This window comes from Streptomyces sp. NPDC048172 (genome assembly GCF_043202595.1).
Classification (GTDB): domain Bacteria; phylum Actinomycetota; class Actinomycetes; order Streptomycetales; family Streptomycetaceae; genus Streptomyces.
In genome coordinates this window covers 140,944-157,341 of the sequence record NZ_JBIDAT010000006.1, presented here as the reverse complement: position 1 = coordinate 157,341, position 16,398 = coordinate 140,944, and the positions used below count along the sequence as shown (strand labels likewise).

The window sequence follows — 16,398 nt, the reverse complement described above, 5'->3', positions numbered from 1 at the left end:
CGCGTGGCGGCTGCTAAAGGAGGCCCTCGCACGCGTCGAGTGCGGGTGCGCGGCGCGTGCTCGGGCCCAGGATCGGCTTCAGATGCCGGTCGTAGAGCTGCTCGTAGCCCGACGTGCCGCCGGATTCCCGCATGATCCGGGAAAGGGCGCGGCACACGCCCTTCTTGAGGCGCCGGGTCTTCTCGTCCGAGGACGCCTTGACGGCCACTCCGTACCGCTGCGAATCCCCTTCCTCACGGAAGGCCTTCCAGCCCGGGTGCTCGGACTCGTACCCCTTGACGATCACATAGTCCGTGGCCACCGCGTCCATGTTGGTGCTCGTGTCCTCCAGGTCCTTCACACACGCCTCGTAGGAGTCCGGGAGGTGCTTCTGCGGGGTGTAGCCGTTCGCGCGGAACCACTCCTTGTCGTACGTGGAATTCCTCGCGGTGCACACCTCGGACGTGGGGGAGTTCTTGATCTGGGAGGGTTTCGTGAACTTCGAGTTCTTCAGCAGGATGCCCATGCTGTCCACGTAATAGGGGCCGACGAATTCCACCCCCTCGCGTTTGCTCCTCTTGTCGTTGATGCTGTACGTCGCGATGACGACGTCCACCTCTCCCTGGCGCAGCATGCGGGCCCGGTGGCTCGTGGTGACGGGGACGAATTCGACCTTCTCGTACCCCATGTCCTCGCCGATCCGCCGCGCCAGGCCCGGCTCGAAGCCCTCGAAGTTCTTGCCCTTCTGGACGCTCAGCCCCGGTTGGTCGGACTTGACGCCGACCAGGAGCGTGCCCTTCTCGCCCTGACCGTTCTTCGCGGCCTCGCGGGCCTTGCGGGCCTCACCGGCCTTGTCCGAGGCGGGGGTGTCCGCCGCGCCCGAGCCGTCCGGCTGCCCCCAGACGAACCACGCGCCCGTCGCGAGCAGCGCCGTACAGAGCACGGCGACGGGAACCTTCCAGCGATCGGCGCCCCTGCGGTCCGCGGGCGCGTCCGGCCCGGGGGAGTCCGGCTCGGGAGAGTCCGCCTTGACGGCCTGGAGCATCCGCTCCGCCTCGGCCGCGTCCGGGCGCCGCGCGGGATCCTTGGTCAGCAGCGCCTCGATGAGCGGCGCGAGCGGCCCCGCGTACCGCATCGCCGGAACGGGCGACTCGCTCACGGAGATGAGGACTTCGAGGTCCGCCATGCCCTCGAAGGGGCGGCGGCCCTCGACCATCTCGTAGAGCGTGACGCCGAGCGCCCACAGGTCGGAGGCGGGGGTCGCGGCGTGCGGCCCGTCCGAGGAGCGGACCAGCAGCTCGGGCGCCAGGTACTGCGCCGTGCCGATGATCTCGTGGGTCCGGGTGACCTGCACGGCGCCCTCGAAGGTGGCGATCCCGAAGTCCATGAGGAGCGCGCGCCCGTCGGGCCGGAACAGGATGTTGTGGGGCTTCACATCGCGGTGGACCACCCCGGCCTGGTGCACGGCGATCAGCCCGCGCAGCACCTGGAGGCCGATGCGCGCCGCGTGCGGCACCGCGAGCTGCCGCTGCTCGGTCAGCAGGTCGGCCAGGGAGCGGGAGCTGAGCAGCTCCATCACGATCCAGACCTGCTCGCCGTCCTCGATCACGTCGTGCACGGCGACCACGTTCTGATGCTCGATCCTGGCGATGGCCTGCGCCTCGCGGCGCGCGCGGCTCACCCACTGCGCGCGCGTGTCGGGGGCCGCGTCGGGGCGCAGGCCGGGATGGAGCAGGCCCTTCACCGCCACCTTCCGGTCGAGGCTCGTGTCGAGGGCCTCCCACACCACGCCCATCCCGCCCCGGCCCAGCGGCCTCTCCAGCCGGTAGCGGTGGGCGATCATGGTGCCCGGAGCTCCCTCCGAGCCGTCCCCCGCCTGACCCTCGCTGTGCATCCGACCCCCAGTGACTGCAGTTGTGTGGGGCAACGATAGTCGGGGCGCGCCGTGTGAGCAGGGTGAAGTGACCGAGCGCCAGGGCAACTTGACCCGAGTGGCCGATCTTGCCGGAGGGGCGCGGGGCACCTTCAGATGGTCAGTGCTCCGGGAAACGGGCCGTGGCCGACGCCGGGTTCTGTCACGGCCAGCCAGCCGTGGCCGGTCATCGGTGTCTCCTCGTCGATCTCTTCCGGGTCGACCGTCACCCGTTGGGCGACGCCGTTCGCGTTCCACTCGCAGGAGGCGTTGTGCTCGTACATGCCCGGCTCCCAGAGCGGGTCCTCGGTCTGCGGCTCCTCCCACGGCAGGGGCTCGCCCGTCCACTGCGGTTCGCGGTACGTGCCGTGCGAGCGGATCAGCCTGCCGCGTTCGGCGATCGCCCAGCTGTGGGCGTCGTCGTAGCCGTCGTGCTCGTAGTAGTGGGCCTCTCGGCAGTGCTCGCTGAGCCGTTCCAGCAGGCCGTTCTGGTCGGAGCGCCACACCGGCCGGCCGAACACCAGCCGCCAGCCGGAGAACTCCGGTGTGACGAAGGCCCGGTACGCCGTCAGCCCCTCGTCGCCGGGCCCTGGCAGTTCGGCCCGGTCGTGCCTGATCCCCGACATGCCCATCGCCATCGTCGCCGGGATCCGGTCGTGCAGGCCCAGTGCGGGGAAGACCCCTTCGTAGGCCGCGGCCGGGACCGCGACCCAGGTGAAGGGCCAGTGCGTGTCCGAAGGCCGGTCGTCGAGCAGCTTGATCCGCACCAGCCGCTCCAGCGCCGACCGGTCGCGGTCGGTCAGTTCGTCGCAGGCGCCCAGCACAGCGAGCGCGTGCAGCGCATGCCGACGCAGGCGGCCGGGGCCCTCACGGCGGAGGGCCAGCAACTCCGGCACGGCGGCCCTGCCCCTCGCGGTCAGTTCCTTCTCCGCCCGCCCCGCGTCCCGCCGATCGCCCAGAGCAGGCAGCAGCGGCATCAGTCTCCCGTCGCTCATGACGGCGAGCCTAGGACACGACGGGGGGGGACCTGTGCCGTCCGCCTGCGGCGGTGACGGAGAATCGGGGGGTCACGTACACGCACCCGACGGAGTTCCTATGACCACGACCCCGGACACCGCACTCGCCCCCGAGACCTCCGCCGAGGAGGTCACTCCGGCGCTGGACGAGAACGTGTGGACGGAGCCCCTCGACGAGGAGCAGAGCAGCACGCCTCCCGCGAGCCCCGCGGACCCCGTGATCCCCGCGCCCGCCGTCCCGGAAGCCGGTGACGGCGACGGCGAAGGCGGCAGCGATGCCGTACGGCGCGACGCGCGGGAGTTCGGCGCGTTCGCGCGGACCGGCGGCTGGACCTTCGCGCTGATGGTCGCGCGGAGCGTCCGGCCCGGCGGCGTGCCCGCGGGGGAGGCGGGCGGACCGGCGGCGAAGGTGTCGGCGAAGGAGTTCGCGCGGCTCGCGGGCTGCTCGCCGGAGCGCGTGATGCGCTTCTACCGCGCCTGGGACCGGGCCGCCGACGACGGCGTGGTCCCGGTCTTCGAGGCGCTCGTCCCCGGCGTGGACATCGACCTGCCGGACGCGGACGTATGGCTCGGTTACTACACGTCACGCTCCAGCGGCGAATCGCCCCGGGGCCAGGCGATCTCCGCGGTGGCCGAGGCGGAGGGCATCCGGCCGACCAAGGCCCTGGAGGTCGCGGAGAACCCGACGGCGCTGCGCGCGGCGATCCTCGCCGACCCGGGCACCGCGCAGGCGGCCCGGCACGCGCTGCTGGACCGGCTGGAGGACGACCCGGAGCTGGGCGAGGACCTGGCCAAGGACATCGCGCGCACCGGCGAGCTGTCCAAGACGGTGGCGGCGGCGGCCCGTACGGCCACCTCGGTCGAGTTCGTCCGGGACCTCATCGACAACGGCGAGATGACCACGCCCAGCGGCGACCGGGTGCCCGCGCCCGAGCACGTCGTCGCCGAGGCGAAGCAGCACCTCTCGCTCATCGAGGGCCTGGACGAGGAGGACGAGGCGCCCTATGTCGCCGACGCGCAGAAGGCCGTACGTTCGCTCGTCACCGAGGCCGTGGAGAGCGACCCGCAACTGCGCGCCCACGAGCGCCGGGCGCGGTTCCAGGGCAAGGTGCGCAAGGCCGCCAAGGCGTTCGAGGAGCTGACTCTCGACGATGCGGCGGACCTGTACGAGGAGGAGCTGCTCGAACAGCTGGAGACCCTGCAGAAGGCGATCAACGACTGCATCTCCGAGCTCCGGTCCTCGGCGGCCCCGACTCCGGCTCCGGCTCCGGCCTCGGCTCCGGCTCCGGGCGACGACGCCTAGCGGACGGGGCGGGGGTCGTCCCACGAGGAGCGGCCCCCGCCCCCACCCGACGCGCCGGGCGCGTCAGACCAGAGCCTTGTGCAGCACGACGCACGGCCTGCCGTACTGCACGTCCGGGCGGCGGTCCACCTCTTTCCAGCCCAGCGCGGTCCAGAACGCCAGAGCCGAGGGGTTGTTCTCCAGCACCGCCAGGCCGATGCCCGACCGGCCCGCGGCGCGGTAGCGGTCCTCGACGAGGGCGGCCAGCGCCCGCCCATTGCCCTGCCGCCCGTGCGCGCCGTGCACCATCAGCAGCCCGATCCACGGGTGACCGTTGCGGGGGTGTTTGTGGAGCAGGGAGACGATCCCCACCACCCGGTCCTCCGTGTCGCGCGCGAGGAGGATCTCGCACTCCTCGGCCGCCGCGTCCTCCCGCAGCTCGGCCTCGATCCGGTCGGCGCGTACGTCCTCGGGGTCGTACTCGCCGGACGCGCGCCCGTACGCGGGATTGCTCGCGTACAGGGCGACCACCCCGGCGATCTCCTCGCCGGTGAAGCGGAGCGGTGACAGGGTGAGGGCGGGCGTGCGGGACATGCGGCCACGGTAGCGGCCCGCGAACGGACGTAGGGTGGCGGCGTGTTCGATTCGCCCGACTTCGACCTGGCGCCGTACGCGGATGTCGAGACGACCGGTCTCGTGCGGCGTACCTACTGCAGCTGGCACGACTCCGGGTGGCGGTCCCTGCTCGTGCAGTGCTTCGGCCACGCCGGGGAGGCGGACTCCGTTCCGCTGCCGGGAGTGGCCGACCTCCACCTCGTGCTGTGCACCGGCGGAGACGCGGAGATGCGGGTGCGCGACGGCGGGCGGGCGGTACGGCGGCGCTGGGCCCCGGGCCGTCTGGAGCTGATGCTCCCCGGCCAGGCCACCGAGCGCAGCTACCGCGCGACGTCCCCGATGCGGAGCGTCCAGGTGCACGTCCCACGGGCCACGGTCGAGCGGATCGCCGCCGAACTGGGCGGTTCCGGCCCCGGCCCCGGCACCGGCCGCGGTTCCGGCCCCGGCCCCGGACCCGGCCTCGACTTCGAGGCGCTGAACAGCGCCCTGGCCGCCGGGGATCCGGTCGTCGAACAGATCGTCCGCGCGCTCCCCGCCGCCGCGGCCACCGACGACCTGTACGCGGAGTCGGCCGCCGCCTTCCTCGTCACCCACCTGCTGACACGGGGCCGGGCCCCGGACCCCCGTCTCCCCGGAGCCGAGCCCGACGCCGTCCGCCGGGGCATCGCGCTCATGCGGGACCGGCTCGCCGATCCGCTGACGCTCGCGGACATCGCCGCCGAGGCGCACCTGAGCGTCTACCACTTCATCCGCGTCTTCCGCGAGGCGACCGGTGAGACGCCGCACCGCTATCTGACCGGGCTGCGCGTCGAGCGCGCACGGCGGCTCCTCGCGGACACGGACCTCACCGTCGCGCGGATCGCCGACCGCTGCGGTTTCTCCAGCCCCGGCAGCCTGTCCGCCACGTTCCTGGCCCACGTGGGCGTACGCCCGTCCACGTACCGCAAGATCTCGTAGACGGCAGGGCAATTCCGCGCATCCCCGTACCCCGGCCGCCCGTCCTAGCGTGGCGGCATGCCGTACAGCTACGCCGTCACCGCACGCTCGCAAGCCCGCCCCGAAGCCGTCTACTCCACGCTCCTCCGCGCCGCGACCTGGCCGTCCTGGTCGCCGATCGACTCCGCCGGGCTCGACGGCGACGGCGACCCGGCGGAGCCTCAACAGGTCGGCGACACGCGGATCTTCCGTACCGGCAAGGGCGAGGCCCGGGAGCGCATCGTCGAGCTGGTCGCCGACCGCCTGTTCGTCTACGAGAACGTGGGCGACATGTTCCGCTCGTACCGGGGCACCGTCGCGCTCGCCGAGACGCCCGAGGGCGGCACCGACATCACCTGGACCGGGGTCTTCGAGCCCAAACTGCCCCTCACGGGCCCCCTGTGGCGCTGGTACCTGACGCGCTTCATGGGGCGGATGGCCGTCGGCCTCGCCGCCTACGCGGCCAAGAGCTAGAGAGCCAGAGAGCTAGCCGACCTCCCCCGCCGTATCGCGGGGGCGCCGTCCGTCCCGCAGGGCCGTCGCGCACAGGGCGCTCAGCGCCGCCAGGCACACGGCCGCCCACCAGCCCCGCTCGTACGCCCTGTGCGCCTCCTCGGCCCCCGTCGGCGTCCCCGTCACGGCGACCAGCAGCGAGGTCCCCAGGACCGCGCCGATCTGGCGGGCGGCCGAGTTGATCCCGCTCGCCGTGGCGAACCGTTCGGCGGGGATGCCGGTCAGCGCGGCCCCCGAGAGGACCGGCAGGACCAGCCCGATGCCGACGCCGGTGAGCAGCGCGACCGGCAGCCAGCGGGTGGCGAAGGCGGGCTCGCCGCCGAGCACCGTGGCGTAGAGCGCGCAGCCGACGGCGAAGCACACCGCGCCGGGCAGGACGACGCTACGGGGCCCGAAGCGGTCCGCGAGCCTCCCCGCCGGTACGGACGTGACCGCCGCCGCGAGCGGCGCGGGCGTCACCGCGAAGCCCGCGCGCAGCATGCCGTAGTGCCATACGCCCGTCAGGAAGAGGACGTTGCACAGCACGTTCGCGAAGAACGCGGTGGCGAAGAGGAGGCTGACGAGGTTGGCGCGGGCGGGCACGGGCCGCCTCAGCAGCGCCGGGTCGACGACCGGCGACGGGTGCCGGGCCGTACGGCGCACCACCCCGGCGAGCAGCGCCGCGGTGGCCCCGAACAGCCCGAGGACCCGCGCGTCCGCCCACCCCCACTCGGGCCCCTGGACGATCGCCAGGGCCAGCGTCCCGACCGTGGCGGCCGCACCGGCGGCGCCCGCGAGGTCCGGGGCGCCGCCCGTACGCGGCGGCGGCGTCCTGGGCACGCGGGAGAAGGCGACGGCGAGCGCCGCGACGCCGATCGGCACGTTCACCCAGAAGGCCAGCTCCCACCCCGCCAGGTCGAGCAGCGCCCCGCCGATGGACGGCCCGATCCCGGAGGCGACCGCGGCCACCGCGCTGAAGAGGGTGACCGCGACCGTACGCCGCTCGCGCGGGAACAGCGGCAGCAGCACGGCCAGCGAGGCCGGTACGAGCAGCGCCGAACCGGCGGCCTGCGCCAGCCGCGCGCCGATCAGGAACCCGATCGACGGCGCGAGCCCGCACGCGGCGGACGCGGCCGTGAACAGCGCGAGCCCCACCAGGAACGCCCGCCGCACGCCCCACCGGTCGGCCGCGGAGCCCGCGGGGACCAGGAACGCCGCGAAGACGACGTTGTACGCGTTCAGCACCCACGAGACGGTGCTGAGGCGCGCGGCGGGGAACGAGCGCACGATGTCCGGCACCGCGATGTTCACGATCGTCGCGTCGAGGAAGGCGACGAACGTGCCGACCAGCGCGATCGCAGCCGGAACCCCGACACGGCGCGGCGCGGGCGCGGTCCACGGCGGCGGCAGCGGCGGGGGAGGCGGCGCGGCCGTCCACGGCGGCGGCAGCGGCGGAACGGGCGCCCGGTCCGCCCTCATGAAACGCCCGTACGGGCCGCGTCCGGCGTGTGCGCGGCGACAACCGGGGCCAGTTCGCGGACGAGGAGGCCGTAGCCGCGCTCGGTGGGATGGAACCGGTCCTCGGCGAGGATGCCGTCGCCATCTCCATCGCCCTCGCCGTCGTCGGGGAGTGCGGGGCCCGGCACATGGTGCGCGCCGAGTTCACGGGCGACCCGCGCCAGCTCCCGATCGAGCCGCACGCCACGCGCCCCGAGCGCGGCCCGCAACGGCTGCGGCAACGCGGGCAACCGCCCGACGGGCGGCAGCCCCACGAACACGAGCGGAAGCACCTCGCCGGGTTCCCCGGGCCCGCCGGGGCCCGCGACGGCCGTACGGATCGCGTGGGCGAGGGCGCGTACGCCGTTCCGCCAGCGGGTGGGCGTACGGAACGCCAGGAGGTCGTTGACGCCGACGGAGACGACGACGAGGTCCGGCGGCTCCTCTCCGGCGCCCGCGTCCGGCGCGAGGCGCCGGGTCGCCCATTCCGCCGTCGCGCCGGGGCGGGCCAGCACCCGCCAGGCGACGGGGCGTGCAGCGAGCCGGGCCACCTCGTCCGCCAACTGCCCGGCGAGACCCTGGGAGTTGTGCGTGGCGCCGACGCTCGCGGCGATGGAGTCGCCGAGCACCAGCAGGCGCAGGGGCTCCTCGTCCGCCGCGCCCGACGTATCCGAGGTACCCGTCGTCCCCGTCGCGCGCGGCAGGCGGGGCATGTCGCGCTGGACCTTGCGGCCCTGGTGGGCGAGGAGCGGGAGGAGCAGTGGCGTGGCGAGCCGCACGGCACGCGGGGAGAGACTCCTCACGGCGTCACCCCGTCCGTGGTGAGCCGCGCGCCCACGAGGCGGGCGAGGGTCATGGCGGCGGGCAACGGGCGTACGAGCACGGTGAGTTCGGCGACCAGGCCGGACCTGTCGAACCGCAGTACGTCCATGCCCTGGAGCGCCTTGTCGCTCGCGCGTGCCTCGAAGAGGAGCGCGCGGGAGCGGAGCCGCGCGGCGGCGGACCAGGAGTCCAGCTCGTCGGTGTAGCGCAGGTCCTCGAAGACCTCGCCGACGGCGCGCAGCCGCTCGGCCACGGCCTCGCGGCCCTCGTACGGGCCCGTCATGACGGGGCTGTTGAAGACCACGCCGGGCGCCAGCGCCGCGCGCAGTGCGCCGGTGTCGCGGGCCTCGGCGGCCCTGCGGAAGGCGTCGGGGTCGTGCATCGGATTCCTCCAGAGGTGGGGGCGTGCGGGCCTCGCGCCCACGCCGGTCACGCCGGTCACGCCGGGCTCGCCGGTCACGAGGCGCGGTCCAGCGGGCGCGGCGCCGGCGCACGGCGCTCCAGCGGGTACGCGCGGCCCAGCGCCGGGTCGCGCGTGAGGATCGCGGCGTGCAGGAGCTTGAGGTCCTCGCCGGGCTCCATCCCCAGCTCCTCGGCGAGGAGACGGTGCAGCCTGCGGTAGGTCATCAGCGCCTCGGCCGTACGCCCGCTCAGGTACAGCGCGGTCATCAGCTCGCCGTGGAGGCGCTCGTGGAGCGGGTTCTCCCCGATCAGCTCGGTGAGCTGCCCGACGATCTCGGTGTGCCTGCCGAGCGCCAGTTCCAGCCGGAACCACCGGGCGCGCGCCGCCGTCCGTGCCTCGTCGAGCTGCGCGGCGGCCCGTGCCAGGTGCGCGGTGCCGCATACGTCGGCGAGCGCCGCGCCCCGCCACAGCCCCTCGGCCTCGGCCAGGAGGCCGGAGGCGGCGCGCGGGTCGCCGTCGGCCTCCGCGTCGCGCGCGAGGCCGCACAGCTCGCGGAAGCGGCGCGCGTCGAGCCGGTGGCCCGTCAGATCGAGCCGGTAGCCGCCCGGGTGGGTGCGTACGGGATCCGAGCCGTCCTCCGCGACGGCCGCGAGGTGCCGCCGCAGCTTGGCGACGTACCCCTGCAGCGCGGCGCGCGCCGTCGGCGGCGGCTCGGCGCTCCACAGCTCCTCGACGAGCCGCGCGGAGGTCACCACGTGGCCCTCGCGCAGGAGCAGGAGTGCCAGCAGCGCGCGGATCTTCAGCGGCCGGGGCGTACGGGGTTCGCCGTCCCGTTCCGCGCGGACCTCCACCGTGCCCAGTGCTTCGAAGTACACCTTCACTTCCCCCCGTTCGGCCGTTCTTCCGTTCCGTCTACGCTCCCGGGTGGCGGAGGGCCGCTGCCAGTGCGGTGGGCACCGGTTGGCGTGCAGGATCCACGAGCCGGATGAATCGGGCGAAACGGGCGTACGGCTCGGGGTCAGCGCCCGTCCGTCAGCGACCGCATGTAGCGGGCGAGCCCGTTGACGTCTCCGCAGCGGCGGACGGCGGTCTCGTCCACGTCCTGTCCCAGCCGGTCCTGCATGTCGCTGACGACGCTGAGCGCGTAGACGGAGTCCAGGCCGTAGGAGGCGAGGTCGGTGTCGGGGTCGATGGATCCGGCATCGATGTCCAGGTAGAAGGCGATACGGGCGGTGAGCCAGCGGCGCAGCTCGTCCATGTCCCGCTGCTCGGCGCGGGCGGTCAGGGCGGCGGGGTCGACGGCGTTGCTCATGTGTGCGGGTGTCCTCTCCTGCTGTCTACCGGTGGGTGGGTGCGAAGGGTGCTGCCGCTCAGCGGGCGGCGGGCGCGGGAGACGCCTCCAGTCGTCCCGGCTCGTGCAGCGGGCGGAGCGCGCCCCGCTCGTGGAGCTGCCGCATCCACGCGCGGCGGACCTTGCCGCTGGTCGTCCTGCGGACCGCTCCGGGGCGCGTGAGCACGACCTCCGGCACGGGGATTCCGTACTCGCGCACCAGCTCGGCCTGGATACGGGCGACGAGCGCGGCGGCGGCGTCCCGCGTGAGGCTTCCGGACCGCGCGACCTCCTGGACGACGACGATCCGCTCCGGGTCGGCGGCGGCCGTGAAGACGGCGGTTCCCCGGAGCTGCGCGTCGAGATCGCCGACAGCGGCCTCCAGGTCGTTCGGGTACAGATTGCGTCCGCGCGCGATGATGACGTCCTTGAGCCGCCCGGTGACGAAGAGTTCACCCCGGCGCACCGTTCCCAGGTCGCCCGTGCGCAGATAGCCGCGCGCCGCGGCTGCCTCGCCGGTCTCCTCGCCGCCCGGCAGCCGCAGCGCGGCGCGGAACACCCGCCGGGACTCCTCCTCGCGGCCCCAGTAGCCCGCGGCGACGCTCGGGCCGCGCAGCCAGATCTCGCCGACCTGCCCCTCGGGCAGCGGCACCGAGGTCTCGGGATCGACGATCACGACCTCGTGCGCCTCGGAGGCGCCGGAGTCCTCGGAGGTGCCGGTGCGGTCGGCCGCCGGGGCCCGGCCCGGGACCGGACCGCTGCTGACGCGCGTACCGAGGCCGTCGAGCGTGGCGACGACCGGCGCGGTGCCCCGGGGCTTCCCCGTGACCAGGAGCGTGGCCTCGGCGAGCCCGTACGCGGGAGCGAGCGCCGTCGGCGCGAACCCTGCCGCGGCGAACCGGTCGGCGAAGGCGGCGAGCGTCCGGGGGCGCACGGGCTCGGAGCCGTTCAGCGCGATCTCCCAGGAGGAGAGGTCGAGCGTGGCGAGCTGTTCGTCCGTGACGGTTCTGGCGCACAGGGCATAGGCGAAGTCGGGTGCCGCCGAGACGCCCGCCCGGTGTTCGGAGAGCAACTGGAGCCACCGCCAAGGGCGTCGGAGGAATTCCCCGGGCGGCATGATCAGCGAGCTTCCTCCGACATACGCCATCGCCAGGATCTGGCCGATCAGCCCCAGGTCGTGAATGGCGGGGAGCCAGCCACAGAAACGCATTCCCGGGGGCATTCCGAGAGTGTCGCGAATGAGCCGGAGATTCGCCGTCAGATTTCCGTGGGTGACCCTCACTCCCTTCGGGTCGCCCGTCGATCCCGAGGTGTACTGGAGAAAGGCCAGGGTGTCCCGCGTGACCTCCGGCAGGGAGAGGGAGACGGGCGGCACCGCAGGGGCCTTCCCGTCGACGGCCAGCACGGGCAGCGCGCCGTGGCCGCTCTCCTTGAGCCACGCGGTGACGGAGGTGAGCCCGGCCGCGTCCGTGAGCACGGCCGAGGGCGCGGCGTCCCGCAGGATCCCGGAGACACGCTCCTGCTGCGCGCGCGTATGCCCGGGAAGCGGCGCCGGTACGGCGACCGACGCGGCGTAGAGACAGCCGACGAAGGCCCGGATGAAGTTCAGGCCGCTCGGGAAGAGCAGCAGCACGCGCCCGCCCCCGGAGGCGCCGACGGCCGCGAGGCGCGCGGCGACCTCCCGCGCGCCACGGTCGAGACCGCCGTACGTCTCCCTGTCGGTGGTCTCCCCGCCCCGCGCCTCCGCGACGAAGGCGTACGCCTCGGTCCCGGGGTGGGAAGCCGCCTGCGACCGGAGAATTTCGATGAATGTTTCCGTGTCGGGGTTGTCCATTCCAGAACCGTATCCGCGCCTTCCGAAGGGGCGCCAAGAAAGGGCCGTCGTCCCGCCAAAGCGACGCCAACAGGCCGCTGAACGCCCGCCTTTGCCGCCGTTCCCGCACCCGTTTCCGGCTCTATTCTTCCCCGTATGGCTGACACCGGAATCACCACTCGAACCGCAGCGCCGCCGCGTTCCGAATCCCCCTTCGCCGCCGACCGTCGCGCCGAGGGGCTCGACCGTTTTCTGGGCGATCCGCGTACGCCGGGTTCGCCGTTCTCGTACGCCGACATCGTCGCGGCCGAGGAGCGGGACGAACTCCCCGCCGGTGCCGTGGAGCTGCTGCGCCACTGGGGGTTCCAGCGCCACCTGGTGCCCGAGGCGTACGGGGGCGCGCTGCGCGGTCTGGAGGAGCTGTGCGGACTCACACGCGTCCTGTCGCGCCGCAACGCCACCCTCGCGGTGATGTACGGCTCCGCGCTGCTGGGCGCCAACCCGGTCTGGCTGTGGGGGAGCGGGAAGCAGCGGGACACCCTCGCCGCCGAGCTGCTGAAGGGCGGACTCGCGTGCTGTGCCGTCTCCGAGGTGGACCACGGCAGCGATCTGCGGGCGACCGGCACGACGGCGGTTCCGGACGGGGACGGAGGCGACGGAGGCGACCAAGGCGACGGTGACCGTCTGCTGCTGACCGGCTCGAAGTGGCCCGTCGGCAACGCCACCCGCGCCCGCTTCGTCACCCTCCTCGCGCAGGAGGAACAGCGGGGCGGGCACGCGCGAAAGCCCGTCCTGCTCCTCCTCGACAAGCAGCGCCTGGACACCTTCCGCTGGTCGCCCCATCCGCAGGCCCCCGCGGTCGGACTGCGCGGCCACGACCTGAGCGGGCTGGCGTTCGACGCGTGCCCGGTGCCCCCGGGCGCGCGCCTCGGGCACCCCGGCACGGGCCTGGCCCGGCTCCTCAAGGCGCTCCAGATCACCCGCACCGGCATCGGGGCGATGTCACTGGGCACGGTCGACGCGGCCGTACGCATCGCGCTGGACCACGCGCGCACCCGGCGGCTGTACGGGCGGACGGCGTACGACATCCCGGTCCTCCGCGAGCAGTTGCTCGACGCGCACCTCGACGTGCTCGTCGGCGAGTGCGCCCTCATGCCGGTCGCGCGGGCGCTGACCCTGGCGCCGGAACGGCTCGCGCTGTGGTCGCTGGTGGTCAAGTACTTCGTGCCGGTGCTCGCCGAGGGGGTCATGGCGTCCATGGGGTCGGTGCTGGGCGCGCGGGGCTATCTCCGGGAGGGCACGGCGGACGGGGTCTTCCAGAAGCTCCAGCGCGACCACGCGATCGCGAGCGTCTTTGAGGGCACGACCCATGTGAACCTGCACGGCATCGCCTGCCAGCTCCCGCAGATCGCCCGCCCCCCGGCCACGGGCGGCGCGGAAGGAGCGCGGAGCGACCAGGAGCTGCTGGGCGAGCTGTTCGCGCTGCACCGCGAGGCGCCGCCCTGGACCCCGGACGCCCGGCGGCTGCGGCTGGCGGCCGAGGGCCGCGACGAGATCGCCGCGAGCTGGCCCGCGCTCGCGGCCCGTGCCGCCGGGCTCCCCGAGGGCGCCGTACCCCCGGCCGTACGGGACGCGCTGCCGGTGCTGCTGGCCACCGCCGCGGAGCAGCAGAACGCGTGCTTCGCCGTGGTCCGGGGCCTCGACCCCGCCGACCCCGAGGCCACCGCCTCGGTGCGCGCCATGGACGCCGCGGCGCGGCACTGCGTGCTGCACGCGATGGCGTCCTGCGTGCTCGTCTGGCTGCACAACCGGGACGCGGTCGGCGGCCGGTTCGCCGACGGCGGCTGGCTGGTCCTCTGCCTGCGCCGCCTCCTCGACCGCCTCGGCGCGGGCACGGCTACGGGTGCGAGTACGGGGGAGTCCTTCGCGGAGCTGCGCGCGGAGTTCGAGGAGGCGGTGCTCCGCGCCGCCGACCGCGACGAGCCCTTCACGCTCGCCGCCCTGCGCCACGCGTGACCCCCGAGGTTTGTCACCGGCCGAGCAGGTGGCGGCCCCGGGCGGTGAGCCGGTGCCGTACGTGCGTACCCGCCCGTTCGCTGTGGACCAGCCCGGCGCCGCGCAGGACCTTCAGGTGGCCGCTGACCGTGGACGCGGGCATCCCCAGGCGCGCGGCGACGGACCCCGTGGTGAAGGTGACGGTCAGCGCGCCGAGGACGCGGGCGCGGCCGGTGCCGAGCAGGGCCGCGAGCGGGTCCCCGGAGCGGGAGGCCACCGGGCGGGGCTCCGACGCGGGCCGGGAGACCGGATAGACGACCACCGGCGGCAGACTGGGATCGGCGATCGCAATCGGCATGGTGTGGCAGAAGAACGACGGGATCAGCCGGATGCCCCGCCCCCGCAGCCGCAGATCGAGGTCCACCGGGTACGGCGCGGTCAGCACGGGGTCCCGCCACGCGAAGGGCCCCAGGCGCTCCAGCACCGCCACGAGCCCGCCCTCCATCGCCTCCGTACGCCGTTCCCGGTCGGCGGCGATGGTCGCCTCGACCTCGCTCCAGGCCGGGGCGACGAGCTGGGCGTGGAAGTGGCGGAGCGCGTCGGCGACCCGGTCGAGCAGTTCCCGGTCGCCGGAGGCCAGCCGCCGCGTCCACCCGGGCAGCGAACGGTGCCGGGCCGCCTCGCGCAGCTCGCGGGAGAGTCGGGCACGGGACGTCGCGCGCAGCGTCCGCAGCCCGGCCGAGATGCCCTCCTCCGACTCGACGGGCGTGAGGAAGTCGGGGAAGTACGGCGCGTCGGGCGGCGCGAGGTCGCCCAACAGGCGGCAGGCGGAACGGAGTTCGACGTTCTGGCCTCGCTCCGCCGCCCTCCGCCGCCACGGGCGCAGATGCGCGGGGAGGCCCGACGGGGGAGTGGCGAGCACATGGAGCCCGAGGATGGCCTCCCAGATCGGATCCGCGGACCCGGCGAGCTGCACGTACCGGAAGTCGCGGTCGCTGAAGTGGATGCGCAGAACCCCGGCCATCGGGCCAGGGTAGGTCTCGCTCCCGCACCCACGGAGCCCTTCGCGAGAGCCCTTCGCGCGAGCCCTTCCTGAGGGACCTTCCCGAGAGCCTTCGGCGAGAGCCCTTCACAGCGGCTTCGCACGGGACTTTCAACGGGCTTCTCACGAGGGCTTTTCGGCCCGGCCCGAAAAGCCCTCCACCGCCGGGCCCGGGGCGTCCCTAGCATCCCTTGCCCGCGAATCCCCCCCACCTGGAGGTTGTGGTGAGTGAGTCGTACATGTCCCGTCGGCGCGTGCTGAAGACGGCCGGCGGAGTCTCCGCGGCGGCGTTGCTCGGCGGCACCGGTGTGCTGGCCTCGGCGACGGCGGCCCACGCGGCCGACGACGGCTTCGGCCTGCGGATCGTCGAGCGCGGCGAGGACGATCCCCGTATGAAGTACTACCGCTTCGCCACCGACGCGATCGGCTGGAACCCGGCGGTCAACGTCCTGCTCCCCGACAGCTACGCCGACGGACGCCGCTACCCCGTGCTCTACCTCTTCCACGGCGGCGGCCTGGGCCAGGACTTCCGCTCCTTCGACAACGAGGGCATCAACATCCGCGGCCTCACCGCGGGCAAGCCCGTCATCGTCGTCATGCCCGACGGCGGCCCGGCGGGCTGGTACAGCAACCCCGTCCACTCCAACTCCGGCCCCCGCAACTGGGAGACGTTCCACATCGAGCAGCTCCTGCGCTGGATCGACGCGAACTTCCGTACGTACGCCGAGTTCGACGGCCGTGCGGTGGCGGGCTTCTCCATGGGCGGCTTCGGCGCGCTGAAGTACGCGGCCAAGTACCACGGCCATTTCGCCTCGGTCAGCTCCTACTCGGGCCCGGCCAGCCTCCGCCGCGACGCGGGGCTCGTCACCCACTGGGCCAACGTCTCCTCCGCCGCTGCCGAGCTCGCCGGAGGCAGCATCTACGGCGTGCCGCGCTGGGACGAGGACCGGGTCAGCGCCGACAACCCGGTCGAGCACGTGCCCAGCTACCGCGGCAAGCGGATCTTCCTCGCCGCCGGAACCAGCCCCGACCCGGTGAACTGGGCGGACTGGGTCACCGAGACCCAGGTGCTCGCCGGGCAGCGGGAGTTCCACGACCGCCTCGCCGAGGCGGGCATCCCGCACGAGCGGCACGAGGCGGCCGGCGGCCACGTCTTCCGCACGAAGCTCTTCAGCGGCGACCTCGTCGGCATCCTCGACCGCCTCCGCAAGCCCTGACGGGACAC

Annotated in this window: 15 protein-coding genes; 5 read left to right on the top strand and 10 right to left on the bottom strand. The window is 73.9% G+C overall.

Annotated features, from left to right (window positions below; translation table 11 throughout):
• Positions 1–13: 13 nt before the first annotated feature.
• Positions 14–1,822, bottom strand: coding sequence for a serine/threonine-protein kinase (locus ACGF3A_RS26405; protein ID WP_393732807.1), 1,809 nt, complete (start codon positions 1,820–1,822; stop codon positions 14–16).
• Positions 1,823–2,004: 182 nt separating this feature from the next.
• Positions 2,005–2,886, bottom strand: coding sequence for a hypothetical protein (locus tag ACGF3A_RS26400; RefSeq protein ID WP_393732806.1), 882 nt, complete (start codon positions 2,884–2,886; stop codon positions 2,005–2,007).
• A gap of 100 nt (positions 2,887–2,986) precedes the next feature.
• Here ACGF3A_RS26400 and ACGF3A_RS26395 point away from each other — a divergent pair, with 100 nt between their 5' ends.
• Positions 2,987–4,210 carry a hypothetical protein gene (locus ACGF3A_RS26395; protein ID WP_393732805.1) on the top strand — a complete coding sequence of 408 codons (1,224 nt, stop codon included), beginning with the start codon at positions 2,987–2,989 and terminating at the stop codon, positions 4,208–4,210.
• Positions 4,211–4,273: 63 nt separating this feature from the next.
• Here ACGF3A_RS26395 and ACGF3A_RS26390 read toward each other — a convergent pair whose 3' ends face one another.
• The gene (locus ACGF3A_RS26390) at positions 4,274–4,783 is read right to left on the bottom strand and encodes a GNAT family N-acetyltransferase (protein WP_393732804.1); all 510 of its coding nucleotides are present in this window, start codon (positions 4,781–4,783) and stop codon (positions 4,274–4,276) included.
• A 42-nt stretch (positions 4,784–4,825) separates the two neighbouring features.
• Between ACGF3A_RS26390 and ACGF3A_RS26385 the strand changes: the two genes are divergently transcribed.
• Both ACGF3A_RS26385 and ACGF3A_RS26380 read left to right on the top strand, forming a co-directional pair.
• Positions 4,826–5,761: a helix-turn-helix domain-containing protein gene (locus ACGF3A_RS26385; RefSeq protein WP_393732803.1), complete on the top strand. Its 936-nt coding sequence runs from the start codon at positions 4,826–4,828 to the stop codon at positions 5,759–5,761.
• A 57-nt stretch (positions 5,762–5,818) separates the two neighbouring features.
• Entirely contained in the window at positions 5,819–6,253 is a 435-nt protein-coding gene (locus tag ACGF3A_RS26380) for an SRPBCC family protein (protein WP_393732802.1), read from the top strand.
• A 12-nt stretch (positions 6,254–6,265) separates the two neighbouring features.
• Here the strand turns inward: ACGF3A_RS26380 and ACGF3A_RS26375 are convergent, their stop codons facing one another.
• The 6 genes from ACGF3A_RS26375 to ACGF3A_RS26350 all read right to left on the bottom strand — a co-directional run bounded on the left by ACGF3A_RS26375 (position 6,266) and on the right by ACGF3A_RS26350 (position 12,157).
• The gene (locus tag ACGF3A_RS26375; protein WP_393732801.1) at positions 6,266–7,750 is read right to left on the bottom strand and encodes an MFS transporter; all 1,485 of its coding nucleotides are present in this window, start codon (positions 7,748–7,750) and stop codon (positions 6,266–6,268) included.
• Positions 7,747–8,571, bottom strand: coding sequence for an SGNH/GDSL hydrolase family protein (locus ACGF3A_RS26370; protein WP_393732800.1), 825 nt, complete (start codon positions 8,569–8,571; stop codon positions 7,747–7,749). Before ACGF3A_RS26370 ends, ACGF3A_RS26375 begins: the two co-directional genes overlap by 4 nt.
• On the bottom strand, positions 8,568–8,972 hold the full coding sequence (locus ACGF3A_RS26365) for a nuclear transport factor 2 family protein (protein ID WP_393732799.1): 405 nt from the start codon (positions 8,970–8,972) through the stop codon (positions 8,568–8,570). The genes ACGF3A_RS26370 and ACGF3A_RS26365 overlap by 4 nt, the downstream gene beginning before the upstream one ends.
• A 74-nt stretch (positions 8,973–9,046) precedes the next feature.
• Positions 9,047–9,868: a BTAD domain-containing putative transcriptional regulator gene (locus tag ACGF3A_RS26360; protein ID WP_393732798.1), complete on the bottom strand. Its 822-nt coding sequence runs from the start codon at positions 9,866–9,868 to the stop codon at positions 9,047–9,049.
• A gap of 143 nt (positions 9,869–10,011) precedes the next feature.
• Positions 10,012–10,305 (bottom strand): acyl carrier protein, encoded by a 294-nt coding sequence (locus tag ACGF3A_RS26355; protein ID WP_393732797.1) that lies wholly within the window; start codon positions 10,303–10,305, stop codon positions 10,012–10,014.
• A gap of 58 nt (positions 10,306–10,363) precedes the next feature.
• A complete protein-coding gene (locus tag ACGF3A_RS26350) occupies positions 10,364–12,157 on the bottom strand; it encodes a fatty acyl-AMP ligase (RefSeq protein WP_393732796.1) in 1,794 nt (597 codons plus the stop codon).
• Between the two features lie 135 nt (positions 12,158–12,292).
• Between ACGF3A_RS26350 and ACGF3A_RS26345 the strand changes: the two genes are divergently transcribed.
• Positions 12,293–14,152, top strand: coding sequence for an acyl-CoA dehydrogenase family protein (locus ACGF3A_RS26345; RefSeq protein ID WP_393732795.1), 1,860 nt, complete (start codon positions 12,293–12,295; stop codon positions 14,150–14,152).
• A gap of 13 nt (positions 14,153–14,165) precedes the next feature.
• Here ACGF3A_RS26345 and ACGF3A_RS26340 read toward each other — a convergent pair whose 3' ends face one another.
• Positions 14,166–15,155, bottom strand: a complete 990-nt coding sequence (locus tag ACGF3A_RS26340; protein ID WP_393732794.1) for a helix-turn-helix domain-containing protein — start codon at positions 15,153–15,155, stop codon at positions 14,166–14,168.
• A gap of 257 nt (positions 15,156–15,412) precedes the next feature.
• On the opposite strand from ACGF3A_RS26340, the gene ACGF3A_RS26335 reads away from it, so the two are divergent.
• Positions 15,413–16,390, top strand: a complete 978-nt coding sequence (locus tag ACGF3A_RS26335) for an alpha/beta hydrolase-fold protein (RefSeq protein ID WP_393732793.1) — start codon at positions 15,413–15,415, stop codon at positions 16,388–16,390.
• The last annotated feature ends 8 nt before the right edge of the window (positions 16,391–16,398 follow it).